The organism is Mesoterricola sediminis (assembly GCF_030295425.1).
GTDB lineage: Bacteria > Acidobacteriota > Holophagae > Holophagales > Holophagaceae > Mesoterricola > Mesoterricola sediminis.
The window spans coordinates 2,804,297-2,818,590 of the sequence record NZ_AP027081.1 but is presented as its reverse complement, the minus strand read 5'-3'; the positions used below and the strand labels follow the sequence as shown (position 1 = coordinate 2,818,590).

At 67.6% G+C, this 14,294-nt stretch carries 11 protein-coding genes; 4 read left to right on the top strand and 7 right to left on the bottom strand.

Going from position 1 to position 14,294, the window contains the following annotated elements; translation table 11 throughout:
• Positions 1–4 precede the first annotated feature (4 nt).
• From R2J75_RS12400 to R2J75_RS12385, 4 genes are all read right to left on the bottom strand, one after another.
• Positions 5–844: a tyrosine-type recombinase/integrase gene (locus R2J75_RS12400; RefSeq protein ID WP_316410090.1), complete on the bottom strand. Its 840-nt coding sequence runs from the start codon at positions 842–844 to the stop codon at positions 5–7.
• 91 nt (positions 845–935) lie between these two features.
• Positions 936–1,709 (bottom strand): hypothetical protein, encoded by a 774-nt coding sequence (locus R2J75_RS12395; RefSeq protein WP_316410283.1) that lies wholly within the window; start codon positions 1,707–1,709, stop codon positions 936–938.
• Positions 1,710–1,779: 70 nt separating this feature from the next.
• The gene (locus R2J75_RS12390) at positions 1,780–3,759 is read right to left on the bottom strand and encodes an ATP-binding cassette domain-containing protein (protein WP_316410282.1); all 1,980 of its coding nucleotides are present in this window, start codon (positions 3,757–3,759) and stop codon (positions 1,780–1,782) included.
• Positions 3,743–5,773, bottom strand: a complete 2,031-nt coding sequence (locus R2J75_RS12385; protein WP_316410281.1) for a peptidase domain-containing ABC transporter — start codon at positions 5,771–5,773, stop codon at positions 3,743–3,745. Before R2J75_RS12385 ends, R2J75_RS12390 begins: the two co-directional genes overlap by 17 nt.
• A 198-nt stretch (positions 5,774–5,971) precedes the next feature.
• Here R2J75_RS12385 and R2J75_RS12380 point away from each other — a divergent pair, with 198 nt between their 5' ends.
• From R2J75_RS12380 to istB, 4 genes are all read left to right on the top strand, one after another.
• A complete protein-coding gene (locus tag R2J75_RS12380) occupies positions 5,972–6,262 on the top strand; it encodes a hypothetical protein (RefSeq protein ID WP_243346735.1) in 291 nt (96 codons plus the stop codon).
• A 173-nt stretch (positions 6,263–6,435) separates the two neighbouring features.
• Positions 6,436–7,317 carry a ParB/RepB/Spo0J family partition protein gene (locus tag R2J75_RS12375; RefSeq protein ID WP_279342097.1) on the top strand — a complete coding sequence of 294 codons (882 nt, stop codon included), beginning with the start codon at positions 6,436–6,438 and terminating at the stop codon, positions 7,315–7,317.
• Positions 7,310–8,743, top strand: coding sequence for an IS21 family transposase (gene istA / locus R2J75_RS12370; protein WP_316410280.1), 1,434 nt, complete (start codon positions 7,310–7,312; stop codon positions 8,741–8,743). Before R2J75_RS12375 ends, istA begins: the two co-directional genes overlap by 8 nt.
• Positions 8,733–9,458, top strand: coding sequence for an IS21-like element helper ATPase IstB (istB, locus tag R2J75_RS12365; RefSeq protein WP_243346733.1), 726 nt, complete (start codon positions 8,733–8,735; stop codon positions 9,456–9,458). Before istA ends, istB begins: the two co-directional genes overlap by 11 nt.
• A 48-nt stretch (positions 9,459–9,506) precedes the next feature.
• Here istB and R2J75_RS19925 read toward each other — a convergent pair whose 3' ends face one another.
• Genes R2J75_RS19925 through R2J75_RS12355 form a run of 3 tightly spaced genes read right to left on the bottom strand, consistent with a single transcriptional unit; the run spans position 9,507 to position 14,214 of the window.
• A complete protein-coding gene (locus R2J75_RS19925) occupies positions 9,507–9,794 on the bottom strand; it encodes a cysteine peptidase family C39 domain-containing protein (protein ID WP_394365842.1) in 288 nt (95 codons plus the stop codon).
• A complete protein-coding gene (locus R2J75_RS12360) occupies positions 9,782–10,990 on the bottom strand; it encodes an HlyD family secretion protein (RefSeq protein ID WP_316410279.1) in 1,209 nt (402 codons plus the stop codon). Before R2J75_RS12360 ends, R2J75_RS19925 begins: the two co-directional genes overlap by 13 nt.
• 2 nt (positions 10,991–10,992) lie before the next feature.
• Positions 10,993–14,214 (bottom strand): lantibiotic dehydratase, encoded by a 3,222-nt coding sequence (locus tag R2J75_RS12355; protein WP_316410278.1) that lies wholly within the window; start codon positions 14,212–14,214, stop codon positions 10,993–10,995.
• Between the last annotated feature and the right edge of the window lie 80 nt (positions 14,215–14,294).

The following is a 14,294-nucleotide window of genomic DNA, read 5'->3' as shown; positions in this document are numbered from 1 at the left end:
CGCCCTACTCCGGCAGGTCCTCCAGAGGGCTTCGCACGGCGGCGATCTGGCCTGGCGCCACCTGGGTGTAGATCTGGGTGGAGGTGATGCTGGCGTGGCCCAGGACCACCTGGATCTTGCGCAGGTCCTCGCCGCTCTCCAGCAGGTGGGTCGCGAACGCGTGGCGCAGAAGGTGGGGGTTCACGAACTTGCCGATGCCGGAGACGGCCGCTGCGCAAAGGAGGGCGCGCCGGGCGGTGTCCGCGCAGAGGGGCCCTCCCGACTTGGAGGCGAACAGCCAAGGCTTCGGGGGCTGCATGTGCTTGTAGTAGGTCCGCAGCGCCCGGTAGAGCTTGGCCCCCATGGGCACCATCCGGTCCTTGCCGCCCTTTCCATCGCGGACGTGGATCACCTGCTGCATGGCGTCGATGTCCCGGGTCTCGAGCCGGCAGGCCTCGTTGATCCGCAGGCCGGTGGCGTAGACCAGAGTGAAGAAGGTGCGGTATTTCGTGGTGGTGAACCCGTCCAGCAGCCGCGCAACCTCAGCCTGGCTCAAGGTGGAAGGCAGGTGGGCCTTGGCCTTGGGGACGGTGATCCAGGCCACCTTCTCGGGCTGGCCCAGGGTCCGGGCATAGAGGAACTTCAAGGCTGAGTAGTGGAGGGCCAGCCGGGAGGCTCCGATGGCCTGCTGCCGGAGGACGTCCACCCACCGCCGCACCGATTCCTGGCTGGCGTCGCATGGGTCGTGGCCAAGGAATTCCTCGAAACGCCTCACCGATGCGACGTACTGCTGGATCGTCTTATGGGCGCGGTTCGCCATTTGAAGGTCCCCGGCGAACCGGGACAGAGATAAACTGACCGCCATTGCAGTCCTCCATGAATGTGGGGCTGGTGCTGTAACACCGCCACATCCATGGGGACTGCAAGCTGTAGATCCCGCAAGCCTTATTGGACGATCAGGCTGGACGGACGCTGATCACCCCTGCCGCGAAGCGGCTTCGTCCAAGCATGTTCAGGTAGCCGAAGATCGCCGCGGCCAGTTCTGACAATTGGCTGCGGTCCACGGAAAGCGTGCTCAGGCGCGCCTGCACCCGTGCCATGGCCGGGCGGCACTGACGCAGGCGGTCGATTTCCGGAAGGGGAGGTGCTTCCCGTAGGGCCGCGAGGGTGTCGCCCACCTCGATCAGGGCGTGGATCCTAGAGAAGGCCGGATAGTACGGGGCCAGCTTCGGCCCGAGGATGGTGTTGATGAGGATATTCACGCAAAGAAAGGCCAGTCCCGGAAGGAAAAGCCAGGGAGCCAGGAAACATCCCAGGAAGCAGGGCAGGGGGACCAGGGCGCAGAGAATGTAGAGCCATGGACGCGGGAGCTGGTCCGGCAGCCCGACGATCAGGAACGGGGCCAGGAAGGCGCCGCCGGATTCCCCGAGGGGCTTCAGGATTGCCCTGGCCCGGTCCATCCATGCCCTGTGGTTCCGGAGGGTTTGGTAGTTCCGGGACCGGGCCTCCAGAATCCGGTCCTCGGGTTCAAGAACCCTCATCCACCGGTAGAGGATCTGGCTTCCGGCCCAGCTCGCGGTGCGGTCCATCTTGCCGAAGACATCATCCATGGCCAGGTCTTGCCAGGTTGCCTCATCCACGGTTCCGGGCGGGTCTCCTAAAGCCTGGTGATAGAGCCGCACCAAGTCCAGGTCGTGTTCAGGCGGGGCATCGGCGGGCGTGTTCGTCATGGGATCTCCGGAGGCTACCATGCCTGGAATCGGACCTTCCCCTGAACATGCCTCGACCCGGCGTGCGGCTTCACAGGTCCACAACCCTGAAGACGTTGCCTTCCTTCCTTGCGTGGCGGTGAGTGAGGTCATGGCTGGCCATGATCACGGTTTTGGCTTTAAACAGGGCGCCTTGAAGGAGGGCGGCCTTGGCCATCGGGTCGAGGTTGGCCAGGGGCTCGTCCAGGAGCAGGACGGGCCTGGGCGTTGCGATGGCCGCGGTCAGCGCGATCAATTGGCGTTGGCCTCCGGAGAAGTTGTCCCCTCCAGGGCTCACCAGGGTCTCCCAGGCCATGGGCAGGGTCGCCACCAGGCGGGCCAACCCAGTTTCCAGGGCGGCCGCTTCCAGCTCCTCGCGCCCGGCACCCCCGGACAGCAGCCTCAGGTTTTCCCGCAGGGAGCCATTGAAGAGCTGGACGGACTGCGGAAGGTAGGCCACCAGGCCCCGGGCCCGCCTCGGCGGCAGGCCCCCGAGCACGACTAGGCCCCGCTCGGGGAGACAGAGCCCGGCCAGGATCTTGAGGAGGGTCGATTTGCCGCATCCGGACAGGCCGCTCAGGAGCACCTTCTCCCCGGGGGGCACCACCAGATCCAGCCCCTTGAAGACCCAGGGCCGCTCCGGCCTGTAGCGGAAGGCCAGGTCCTGGACGTCGATCCCTGCGGGTTGGCGGGCGCTTGCGGTCAGGACCGGCGGCACGGGTTCGGCTGGCGTCTCCAGGATGGTTCGGACTTCTGCGAGCTGCGGTTTGAGTGTGCACCATTGGAGCAGGGTGTCCCCGAGGCCGGAGATCGCCTGCTGGAGGGAGGCCGCCAGCATCAGGAAGGCCAGCAGTTCCCCGAGGCGCAGGTTTCCCTGCAGAACCTGTAGGCCTCCCCAGAGGGTCAAGCCCTGGACGCCGAGAATCTGGATGAAGGCCACACTGGCCCCTGCGGAAGCCGCGGCGCGCCGGGTGCCGAGGTTAAGGCTCCAGCGCCGGGAGGCCATCCGGGCCCAGTTCTCCCCTACGTGTCGTTCTGCGCCGGAGGCCTTGAGGGACGTGATGCCACGGAGGATCTCGATCAGGAATCCACGCTCGCGAACCTGGGCTTCCACCACCTGCGCCTCCAGGTTCACGACCCGGAACCCGGCCAGGAGGGTGAGGCCCAGGCAGAGCAGGGCCAGTCCAGCGAAAAGTCCGGTGGCGCCTGGCAGGATGCTCACCATCATCCCCAGGCAGGCCAGGGTGGTGAATCCTTCGCCAACCGCCTCCAGGAAGTGGCCGGTCAGCAGGGTCTGCGCGGCCTGAAGTCCAGCGATGCCCTGCAGGAGCTGGCCCTGGCTTCGGCCGCGGATCCAGGCGCAGGGAAGGCGCAGGAGCCGGCACAACAGCCCCTGCTCCAGGACCAAGCCGAGGCGTGCGCCGAGAAAACGCTCGTACCGGCCATGAAGCCAAAGGATCCAAGCCTGGTAGACGCCGGTGAAGGCACTGGCCCAGAGGACCAGTTGGAAGGTGGACTTTGCCCCCGAAGGGAAGACCCGGTCCACCAGGATCCGCGTGAACTGGGGAACCAGGAGTGCGACGGCCTGGACCGCCACCATCGCGGCCAGGATCTCCAGCACCCTCCGTTTCTGGGCCAGGAGGGTCCGGATGAGGGTCCGGACCAGACTTCCCTCCGCCAGACCCGCCGCCAGATCGAGGTAGGCCGCTTTCGGCAGGGCGCGGATTTCCATGGTCTCTTCTGAAGCGGAGCCTTGAACATGGATCCGGCCGTGTCGCGTGGGCAGGATCAGCAGGTAGGTGCCGTTGGCCAGGGCGGCCAAGGTGGGCAGTTCCAGGCATGGAACATCCTGGGGCTCCAGATCCACCCAGCGACCCTGGAGTCCGTGGCGCTCCAGTTCGGTGGCCAGGCCCTCGCGGTCCAGGGCCATGGCTGGCGGTCCGGGCTCCAGCCCCCGGGCCGCCAGCAGCCGGCGCAGGGCTTCCTGGGCCCGGATTCCCTCCAGCCGTTCCGGTTCAGGGGTTCGGGCCACGTTCGCATTCCACCATGGTCCGGAAAAGCCCGGGACATTCCGCCAGCTCACGGTACCGGCCGCGCTGGACCACCCGGCCCCGTTCCAGGACCAGGATCAGATCTGCATCCGCCAGGGTCGCCAGACGATGCGCGATGACGATTCGGGTGCACCCTAGTCCGGCGAGATTCCGGTGAACGGCCGCCTCGGTTTCTGGGTCCAAGGCGCTGGTGGCCTCGTCGAGGAGGAGGATGGCCGGTCGTGGTGCCAGGGCCCTGGCCAGGGCCAGGCGCTGGCGCTGACCTCCGGAGAGCGTGAGGCCGTTCTCGCCGATTACCGTGTCGTACCCCTGGGGCAGTGCGGAGAGGACCTCATGGACGCGGGCTGACCGTGCTGCCTCGATGAGGCGCTCGCGGGGAAGATCCGGTGCCTGCAGGGCCAGGTTCGCCCATACGGTGTCGTTGAGCAGGAAGGTGTCCTGGTGGACCACGCCCAGATTCCGGCGCAGGTGGGGCAGGTCCAGGGTGCGCAGATCGAGGCCGTCGAATCGGATGCTGCCTTCATCGGGAACGTGCATCCCCAGCAAGAGCCGCGCGAGGGTGGATTTGCCGGCTCCGGTGGGTCCGGCCAGGGCGACCATGGATCCGGCCTTCACCTGCAGGTCTACTCCAGCCAACGCGGGCTCTGGGCACCCCGGGAAGTGGTAGCTGACGCCGGCAAGGTCGATGGCGCCGGTCAGCTTGCCGGGATCCCGGTCCCCCCCCGGCTCGGGGCGGGCTTCCATGACATCGTCCAGGCGCGCCAGATGGCTCCCCAGACCTTGAAGTTGGCCCCAGGCCTCCAGCAGGGCTGACAGTGGCACCAGGAGGAGGGTCTGGAGGGTCAGGAAGGCGGAAAAAGTGCCGAGGGTCATGGAATGGTTCAGGACCTCCCAACCGGCGGCCAGGAGCACCAGGGTGGCGCCGAGGTGGCCAAGGCAGGCATCCACGGCGCCCAGGTTCGCTTCCAGGCCCTGGCGCTCCAGCGCGGCGTTGAGGCTCGGGATCCGCGCGTCGGCCCAGCGTTGGACGAACACCCTTCCGGCGCCAGCGACCTGGATGGTTTCCAGGGTGGAGAGGGATTCCACCAGGACGGAACTGGCATTGCCGGCGGCGGCAAGTTCGGCCGCCATCAGGCGCGCTTTCCGTTCCCGGATCGCCCACCGGCAGGCCACCTGGGTCAGGCTCAAGAGAATAACCAGGGCGCCCAGCCTTGCGTGAAAGGCGACCATCAGGGTGGCATACCCTGCAAGGAGGAACGCATCGAGCAGCGCCGCCACGCTGCGCTCGGTGAAGAGGTTCTGGACCTCCCCTTGGCTGTCCAGGCGGTGTACCAGGTCGCCGTTTCCGCGCTGCAGGAAGAACGCGATGGGCAGGGCCAGCAGGTGTCCCATGAAGCTCCGGGCCAGGGCCAGGTTGGTGGTCGCCTGCAGGTTCTGGAGCACCCGGATGCGGCTGTAGCTGAGGAGGGCTTGGGCGGAGGCCGCTCCGGCCAGGGCGGCGGCGAGACCCCACAACCAGCCTTCCCGCCGGGGCAGGAGCACTTGGTCCACCAGCACCTTCTGGCCCAGCGGAAGCACCAGACCAAGGGCCTGGAGCCACAGGCTGCCCAGGAGCACCAGCCCGAGGGACGGCAGGTGCTCGCGGATCATGGCGAAGTAGCGATCCCTCGACGGCAGGCGCTTCCTCCGGGGCCGGAAGGCGGGTCCGGGGCTGAAGGTCATCGCCACACCGGTATAGCTTTCGCGGAACCGCCCATGGTCCAGGCTGCGGCGCCCCTGGGCCGGGTCCATCAGGACAACCTTGCGCCCCGTGATCCGCTCCAGGACCAGGAAGTGGCGGAATTCCCAGTGAAGGATCAGGGGCATGGGCAGACCGGCCAGTTCCTCCACCTCCGCGTGGTAGGCGTCGGCCTCCAGGCCGTATCCCACCGCGGCGCGGAGGATGCCCGCGGCGGTGGCGCCGTCGCGGCCTTCGACGCTCTCCAGAATCGGCATAGGCCTGCTCTCCAAAACCAGGCCATCGGCGGCTGAGACCTGAGCATCCCTGCTCTCCAGAATCGGCCACCTCTCCTTGTTCCCCCTGGTCCCGAGCGTGGAGGCCGGACAGGCTTGAGCACCCCCTTTCCAAGGAGGCCCGGCATGCTCAAGGCTCGGCCCTGCCTTATTTGCAGGAAATGGTTCCACCCAGACCGGATGGTTGGGGAGCGGCAGCGCGTCTGCGGGGCCCCCTCCTGCCAGAAGGAGCGGCACCGGCGGGCCTGCGCCCGGTTCCATGACCGGGACCCGGACTACGACCGCCACACCCGGTTCACCGCCAAGTTGGTGCAGGTGGGGGCCGGGGGAAAGGGGACGGTGCCTGCGGAGGCCATCGACTGGCGCTACGCCCGGAAGGTGGTCGGGCTGGAAATCAGCGCCCTGGTCGAGGAGAGCGGCAAAGTCCTCCTGCGCCAGGCGCGAGACGCAGTTCTCGTGCAACTCAAATGAAATCACGAGGTATCGACAAACATGATATTTCCCGGCCGCGAGACGCAGCTTCCGCCCAACCTCCTATGGAATCAATAAAATAAAGACATACTTCCCCCCCTCCACCTGCGAGACGACCTCGAAAGGCTCCCCCGGGGTTTCCTACCCTGTTGGCCGTCCTTTCGGGTGGCGCCATGGACCTCGAATTCCACCAGATCGATCTCCGCTACGAGCATCTGCGTCGCCGTGATCCCCAGGGCGAGCGTCAACTGCTGGCCTCCCTGGCCGCGGATGGCCAGAAGGTGCCGGTGGTGGTGCTGGCCCTGGGGCAGGACCGTTACGCCCTCCTGGACGGCTACAAGCGTTTCCGGGCCCTGCGCCGCCTGAAGCGGGACACGCTGGAGGCCGCCCTCTGGTACCTGGGCGAGGTCGATGCCCTGCTGCTGGAGCGGATGATGCGGACCTCTGAGCCGGACAGCGCCCTGGAGGAGGCATGGTTCCTGTGCGAGCTGCGGGACCGGTTCCAGATGCCGCCCGAGGAACTGGCCAGGCGTTTCGGGCGCACCCCGAGCTGGGTATCCCGGCGGCTGGCCCTGGTGGAGGAACTGCCCGGCGAGGTGCAGGAGCACGTGCTATTCGGCCGGCTTTCCGCCCACACCGCCATGAAGGTCCTGGTCCCGTTGGCGCGCGCCAACCGCCGGGACTGCCTGAACCTGTGCACGGCCCTGCTGAAGGCCCCGTTCACCACCCGGGAGGCCGTGGCCCTCAAGGCCGCCTGGCAGCAAAGCCGGGCCGAGGCCCGTGAACGCCTCCTGGCCGATCCCGTGCTGTTCCTCCGCTCCCAGCGGGCCCTGGCGGCCCCGGAGGGCCTGGCCAACCCGTTCCATCTCTGGCTGGAGGACCTGGGCACCCTGGCGGCGGTGGCCCGCAGGGCCAAGCAGCACCTGGGCCGCGGGGCGCTGGTCCTGCACCACTCCGCGTCGGAGGTCCAGGAGGCCAGCGCCGCCCTGCGCCAGGCCGCCGGCGACTGCCAGGCCCTGTTCCAGCGCAGCGAGCGAGAGCTGCCCCATGCTTGACGAGTCGAAACGGACCGCCATCCTGGTGCTCCGCGAGCAGGGGCACACGATCCGGGGCATCGCCCGGGCCGTGAGGGCCTCGCGGGACACCGTGGGCCGGGTGCTGGCGGCAGGGGCCCCGACGATCCCCGAAAACCAGCGGCCGGAGAAGGCCGAGCCGCACCGGGAGGAGATCCTGGAACTGTTCCCGGCCTGCAAGGGCAACCTGATCCGGGTCCACGAGATCCTGCGCGAACGCGGCGCCGACCTGTCCTACCAGGCGCTGACGGGGTTCTGCCGCCGCCACGGCATCGGCCACCCGGGACCCCAGCCCTCCGGGGAATACCATTTCCAACCCGGCGAGGAGATGCAGCACGACACCAGTCCGCACCGGGTGCGGATCGGGGAGCGGATGCTCCTCATCCAGGACGCAAGCCTGGTGCTCTGCCATTCCCGGATGCTGTTCCACCAGTACTACCCGACCTTCAACCGCTTCTGGTGCAAGGTGTTCCTCACGGAAGCCCTGCAGTTCTTTGGTGGGGCCTGCGCCCGCTGCATGATCGACAACACCCACGTGGTGGTGTCCCAGGGCACGGGGGCGTCCATGATCCCCGCGCCGGAGATGGCGGCATTCGCCGAGCGGTTCGGATTCGAGTTCCGCGCCCATGCGCTGGGCCATGCCAACCGCAGCGCCCGGGTGGAGCGGCCATTCGATTACATCGAGAACAACTTCCTGGCCGGCCGCGAATTCCGGGACTGGGACGATCTCAACCGGCAGGCCCGGGACTGGTGCGAGAAGGTCAACGCCACCCGCAAGCGCAGCCTCCAGGCCAGCCCGAGGGAGCTGTTCCTGGAGGAGCGGACCCAGCTCAGGCCGCTGCCCATCTGGGTCCCCACCGTCTACCAGCTCCACCAGAGGATCGGGGACATCCAGGGCTTCGTCAGCATCGGAGGCAACCGCTACTCCATCCCCTATGCGCTGATCGGCCACCAGCTCGAAGTGCGGGAGACCCGCGACCAGATCGAGGTCTTTGTTGGTCCAAGGCAGGTGGCTACCCACCGCAAGGTGCTGGACGCCTCCGGCCAGCGGGTGATCGATCCCGCCCACCGGGCCCCTCGCGGCCAGGGCCGGAGCAAACGAACCACCAGCCCTGAGGAGGTGGACCTGCTGCTGGCAGAGCCGGCCCTGGCCGGGTACGTCGCCGCCTTCCGGGTCCGGCATCCGGGCCGGATGCTGCGCATGCTGAGGCGGCTGCAGGCCATGGTCCGGGACTACCCCCGCGCCCCGCTGCTGGCCGCCATCGGGACCGCCCTGGAATACGGCCTGTTCGACCTGGAGCGGCTGGACCGGATGGTGCTTCGGCACATCGCCCGGGAGTACTTCGTACTCGGAGACACCGCCGGCGACCCCACCCCTGATCCCAAGGAGGACGACCATGAAGGATGACTTGGAGCAACTGCTCAGAAACCTGCATCTGGGGCGGATGGCCGAGATCCTGGACCAGGAGTTGGCGGAGGCCGCCAAGGAGGAGCCCTCCTACGAGGAGTTCCTGGCGCGGCTGCTGCGGGCGCAATGGCATCACCAGCAGGAATCGGCGATGGCCTACCGGATCCGGCAGGCCAGGCTTCCGGAGAACTGGACCCTGGAGAGCTTCCCCTACAAGCAGCAGCCCTCCGTCAACCAGCGCCAGATCCGGTCCTTCGGTGAACTGGACTTCATCGCCAAGGCCGAGAACATCGTGTTCATCGGCCCGACCGGGGTGGGCAAGACGGGGCTGGCGTCCGGGATCCTCCTCAAGGCCCTGCAGAACGGGCACCGCGGCCTGTTCATCCGCGCCCAGGACCTGTTCGACGAGATGTACGCCTCCCTGGCGGACAGGTCCTCCCGCAAGCTCCTGACACGCCTGTCCCGGATCCAGGTCCTCCTGATCGACGAACTGGGCTACCTGAACATCAAGCCGGAGCAGACCAACATCTTTTTCAAGCTCATGGAGGAGCGTTACAACCGCTACCCCACGATCATCACCACCAACCTGGACTTCCCTGAGTGGCAGAACTTCCTGGGCAACCCGGGACTGGTGGAAGCCCTGCTGAGCCGGCTGCGGCACCGGTGCAAGACGGTGCGCATCAACGGCGTGTCCCTGCGTGACCCACAGGGCTGAGCCCTGAGCCCCCAGACCCCGGGCCAGGACAGCACTCGGCGCTCCGGCCTACGGCCTCCGCCCCGAGTGCTGCCCTGGCCCGGAGTTTCGCTGATGGCTGCCATCCGCCCAGGATTCCGATCCTGTTTCAGGTGTGGACTGCTTCTGGAGAGCAGAAGCGGCCTGGTTTTGGTTAGCATCCAAGTCGCGGCCCACATTGCATGCCTGGCGCACCTCCGGCAACGGCGCGTGATGGCCCAGGCGGCCCAGGATCATGGCGAGGCAGGCGGCCCCGCATTCCGCGTTCTCCATCTGGGGGATGAAGGGGACCCGTGCGCGCCGGCTCAACGCAGCCACCGGCGGAGCGGGTCAAGGACCAGGGCCGCGAGACGCTGGCGGCGCAGGGTGAACCGGGCCTCGAGCAGCATGCCCGATCGGAGGTTCCATTGATTCCCCTGACCCGGGTCGAGCTGGATTTCCACCCGGAAGCTGGGACTGGCCACCGGTCCTTCGGGAACGCCGAAGGCTTCCTGGATTTCCGCCGGGCCCGCCAGATCCGTGCCCACCCGCACCACCTGTCCCTTGAGGGTCCCGAATTCGGCGTGGGGATACTGCGCCAGTTCCAGGGTCACCGGATCGGTTTCGCGCACGAAGGCCCTGTCCTTTTCCCGGAGGAAGGCGATGACCCTGAGGGGCGTGCCGAGGGGGATCACCTTGGCTGTCACGGCACCTGGGCTGACCAGATCCCCCGCCCGCAGGACCAGGCCGTCCACGATCCCGTCCACCGGGCTGGCAATGAGCGTCTGCCCCAGGCGGTGTTCCAGGGATACGCGCCGTGCCTGGGCCAGGGCAACCCCGGTCTTCTGCTGCCACACCTGCTGCCGCCGCTGGGTCTCCAGCATGGCCAGCTCCTGGCGGGCCCGGCTCAGCTCGCTCTCGCCGGAAGCGACATCCCGTTGGGCGGCATCGAACCGGTTTTCATGATCCAGCATTTCCATCCGGCTGATGAGGCCCTGCCTGTGCAATTCCCTTTGGGCGGAGAGCTGATCGGCGGCGCGGTCACGGGTGCGGAGGAAACTCGCTGTCTCCCGCTCAAGATGCTCGACCCGGACCTGGGCCATGGCCCTCTGTTGCGCGAACAGGGACGCCTGGTTGTCGGCGACCTCTGCCTGTTCGCGAACGTGCGCAGCCAGGGTCAGGTCCGCTTCCTGGATGGCGCCCTTGAGCTGGGGGGCCTCCAGCCGCAGGATGGGATCCCCCGCCTTGACCGGGTCGCCGGTCCTGGCCAGCACCTGGGAGATCACCCCTTCCGCCTGGGCCGAGAGGAGGCGCACACCGCCCTGCGGCCGCAGGATGCCCGGGCCTTTCTCGATGACATCGACCTTCCCCAGGAAGGCGAAGGCAAGCGCGGCCGCCAGCAGGCAGGCGAGAGTCACCGTGACGGTCCAACTCCAGAGGGGGCTCACCCGCAGAATTTCCCGGCCGTTCCGGTCGCGAAGATAGGCCTCCAGCGCTTCCTGGCGGAACAGGGGGGCACCGGCGGGGGCGGGCATGGCTAGGGTGCCTTCCGGTCCCGGCCCAGCCAGGATTCGTACCAGCGGACCAGGAAATCATGGATCACTGCCTCCTGGGGCCGCTGGGCCGAAGCCAGGAGCCGGTTGATGGACATGTGCAGGAGGCTGGCCAGTACGGCCTCGAAGGAGCCCTCCAGGCCGCCTGAAGCCTCCAGGGCCCGCATGGCCTCAAGTTCCACCCTCAACCGGGAATTCCGGGCTTCCAGGATGGCCAGGGCGGGGCCGCCGGGCTCGAGTTCCGGGCCGGCCAGGATCCGGGACAGCGCCGGCCGCTCCCGCCGGAACGCCGCACCCAGGCGCTGGCGGCGTTCCGGGCGGTGGAGGCCGAATTCCACGCGGAAGTCCTCCCTGCGCGCCCGGGCCTGGGCCAGCCGTTCCTGCAGGGTGAATCCTGCGGCCTCGTAGTAGCCGTCAACGCTGACCATGGCAAGCCTCCAGCGGTCGGCGCCGGGGCTGCCGGCGCCGGACCCGAGCCATTCCAGGACTGCATCGCTGTCCAGTTGGAAGACCCGTTCCGCCCGCTCCAGGTTGTCCGTGCCGCCATAGCGGCCGGTTTCTGGAACATAGGCATCCAACTGGAACCCCCAGGCGGAGCCTTCGGCGAGCCAGGGTTGCGCAGCGAGCTTGAGGCTGGGAAGGAGGTGCCCCCACAGGATCCCTGGATCACCGTGGAAGCGCAGGCGCAGGTGAGGCTCAGGATCCGAGTAGCGAAGGAAGAACCAGCGGTCCGCCATGCCTGACCGCATCACATCCCGGATCCATCCACCCAGGGCGCCGGCCAGGAGTCTGTCCGCGGTGTGCCGGCCCATGTAGAGCCTGGCGTACAGCCACTCGGAACCTGGGGCATGAAGGACGGGGTTTCGGCCGAGCCGAGGCGGAGGCTCGGGTAGCGGAACCTGTCCGTGCTCCCCCAGGAAGGTCAGGATGAGTTGATGCCGGTAGGCGCCATCGGGGCCACGCGCCGGCAGGAGGTCTGCGGAGGGGAAATCCTCCAGCAGCACGGCCCCCTTCCGGACTCGGAGCAGGGACCACAAGGCCTCGACGCTCAGGGGGTTGTCCAGGTCCACCGGCAGTTCCTGGTCGCTGTCCGCCAGTACCAGACGCCGGGGGAGCCTCCGCCCCTGCCGGAGTTCCTGGAATGCTAGGAACCGGCCCTGGGCGTCATAAGCGCGCCGGATGGGGTCAAGATCCGCCGTCTCCAGGCGCCATTGGGCGCGGGCAAACACCATCCGCCCGCAGGTGAGCCGGGGCAGGCAGGGCTCGGTTTCGAGCCGTCCCCAGGAGAAGCCCAGGAAGTTCTGGACGCCCTGGTCCTGAAGAAGCCCTAGGAATCGGTAGATCTCGTTGCCGCGGTCCTGGTAGGCGGCGGCGCTGGCAAGGCGCGGCAGCACCTCCCGGTCGTGCTTGCGGGACCATAGGACCAGGCGTTCACCCCGCAGCCCCACATGAAGGTCCTCCAGGGGAAGCCACCGGTCCGGCTCCGCTCCCGAACGTCCCAGGCAAGGGATCTCGTAGTCCCGCAGGACGGGCCGCGCCAGAACGTTGCCCATCCGGCCTTCCCCCAGGTGCGCGATCTCGGCGAAGAGGGCCCCCGGTCGGAGCCCCTCCTCCCGTTTCAAATGGCTGCGGACCTTGGAGGCCAGATCGGGATCCCCGTGGCAGAAACGCCCCAGCATCCTGGCCGCGGAGGGTCCCCCTCCAGCATGGACCAGGATCCACCCGTCGCCGGAATCCAAGGCCTCGACGGATCGGCCAGCCAACTCCACCATGAGCGAAAAGGAATCCGGCAGGGGCACCGCCGGTTCACGGTTAAGGGCCTTCATGTCCGCTTCCTGCAAATCCAGGCATGGCGGGATGGAACTTTCCAGGGCCTGGATCCGTTTCAGCAGGTGGGCCTCCAGGGCTGTAAAGGCCGATTCCCCGGACTCCTCCGCGGCTTCCAAGGATTTCCCTTCGAGCCCCTCCAGCAGGGGGACCCCCAACGCCACGTCACCGCCGGTTCCGTCGAGACCGATGCCGGATTCAGGATCCAGCGCCTCCAGCAGGGGCGGCCAATGGTCCTCATAGCGCCGGGTGAAGGCCGCCTTGAAGGGGCCGAGGGGATCGAAGGGCCTTCGGAAGCCGAAACGCCTCAAACAGGTCACCGCGGCCATGATCTCCGCCTGCAGGCTGTGCCCCAGGGCGAAGGAGTCGGGCGGGTGGAAAAGGTCCACCTGCCAAGGCCTTGAGCCGAAAGGCCCCGAGTCTGCATGTGGCAGGGCGGACCTCAAGGCCCGGTAGGCCTCCGGGGGTTGGCCCAACCCGCGGGAATCCAAGTCCTCCAGCAAGCGGGCTACATGGGACAGGGACGTGGCCATGGCCTGGGAAGATGGCGTCCGGTCAAGTTGGGCCGCCAATCCTTTCAAAGGCTCCTTCCCCGTCGCCGGGGGCTGTAGGTCTGACACCAGGATCTGGCGGTCAATCACGGCATGAAGGTACCCATGGATCTCCTCTTGGGCCAGCTCACCATCCCAAAGGAGGTCCGTCAATCCCGTCAGGCCGATTCCGTCCCGGGCTGCTTCCAGCAAGGCGCGGAGGGGGTCGTCCATCCTGGCGCCCATCAGTTCGAACCGGCGTCCGCCGGCCTCGATCCAACTGCGAACCCAGCGGATTTGCCCGCCCGCGGTATAAAGACTGGAGTTGGGCCGGAAGGAGAGGGCTCCGCGGAGACCGCGATCCTGTTCCAACACGGCCACGAACTGGTCAACGTAGCCCATGTCCAGCCGGGAATGGCGATTCCAGGATACCCGGGGGGCGATGCTCAGGCGGGTCTCGGGACCCAGGTGGCCGGTTCCGTGGGCGGCGAACAGGCCGAAAGGGGTGGGGCGGTTGCACATCCGGGCCAAGTAACGGACCAAGGCCCGTTCCGTTCGGCGGCCTCCTTCGCTGTCTGGGGTTTCGGCCCATCGGGGCAGGCTGTCCACCAGGTCCGGTGATGCCACGAAAAGGGCTTCCCTGACTTCGGGACGTGCCGCCCAGAGGCGGAGGCGACTGCGCAGAAGTTCCATGTCGAAGGCATAGGCCTGACGGAATCCATCCGGGCCAGCCTGGGCCGGAGCGGCGCGCAGGCCCTCACTCCACGTTTCCCAGTCCCGGTAGGGGAGCAAGGGAATCCGGAAGGCGAAGAAGTCGTCCAGGTGGAATGCGGGTTTTTTATCTTCCATCTCATTCGAACGCGCATGGGGTTGAAGAATCCCATCCAGGGACTCAGGCGGCCCCCTTGGAGAATGGGTGATCGCTGAAG

What these genes read in the sequence shown, in the direction of transcription:
- R2J75_RS12400 (WP_316410090.1), bottom strand. Translation starts at nt 844, where the DNA reads ATGGCGGTCAGTTTATCTCTGTCCCGGTTCGCCGGGGACCTTCAAATG.
- R2J75_RS12395 (WP_316410283.1), bottom strand. Translation starts at nt 1,709, where the DNA reads ATGACGAACACGCCCGCCGATGCCCCGCCTGAACACGACCTGGACTTG.
- R2J75_RS12385 (WP_316410281.1), bottom strand. Translation starts at nt 5,773, where the DNA reads ATGCCGATTCTGGAGAGCGTCGAAGGCCGCGACGGCGCCACCGCCGCG.
- R2J75_RS12380 (WP_243346735.1), top strand. Translation starts at nt 5,972, where the DNA reads ATGGTTGGGGAGCGGCAGCGCGTCTGCGGGGCCCCCTCCTGCCAGAAG.
- R2J75_RS12375 (WP_279342097.1), top strand. Translation starts at nt 6,436, where the DNA reads ATGGACCTCGAATTCCACCAGATCGATCTCCGCTACGAGCATCTGCGT.
- istA (WP_316410280.1), top strand. Translation starts at nt 7,310, where the DNA reads ATGCTTGACGAGTCGAAACGGACCGCCATCCTGGTGCTCCGCGAGCAG.
- istB (WP_243346733.1), top strand. Translation starts at nt 8,733, where the DNA reads ATGAAGGATGACTTGGAGCAACTGCTCAGAAACCTGCATCTGGGGCGG.
- R2J75_RS12360 (WP_316410279.1), bottom strand. Translation starts at nt 10,990, where the DNA reads ATGCCCGCCCCCGCCGGTGCCCCCCTGTTCCGCCAGGAAGCGCTGGAG.
- R2J75_RS12355 (WP_316410278.1), bottom strand. Translation starts at nt 14,214, where the DNA reads ATGGAAGATAAAAAACCCGCATTCCACCTGGACGACTTCTTCGCCTTC.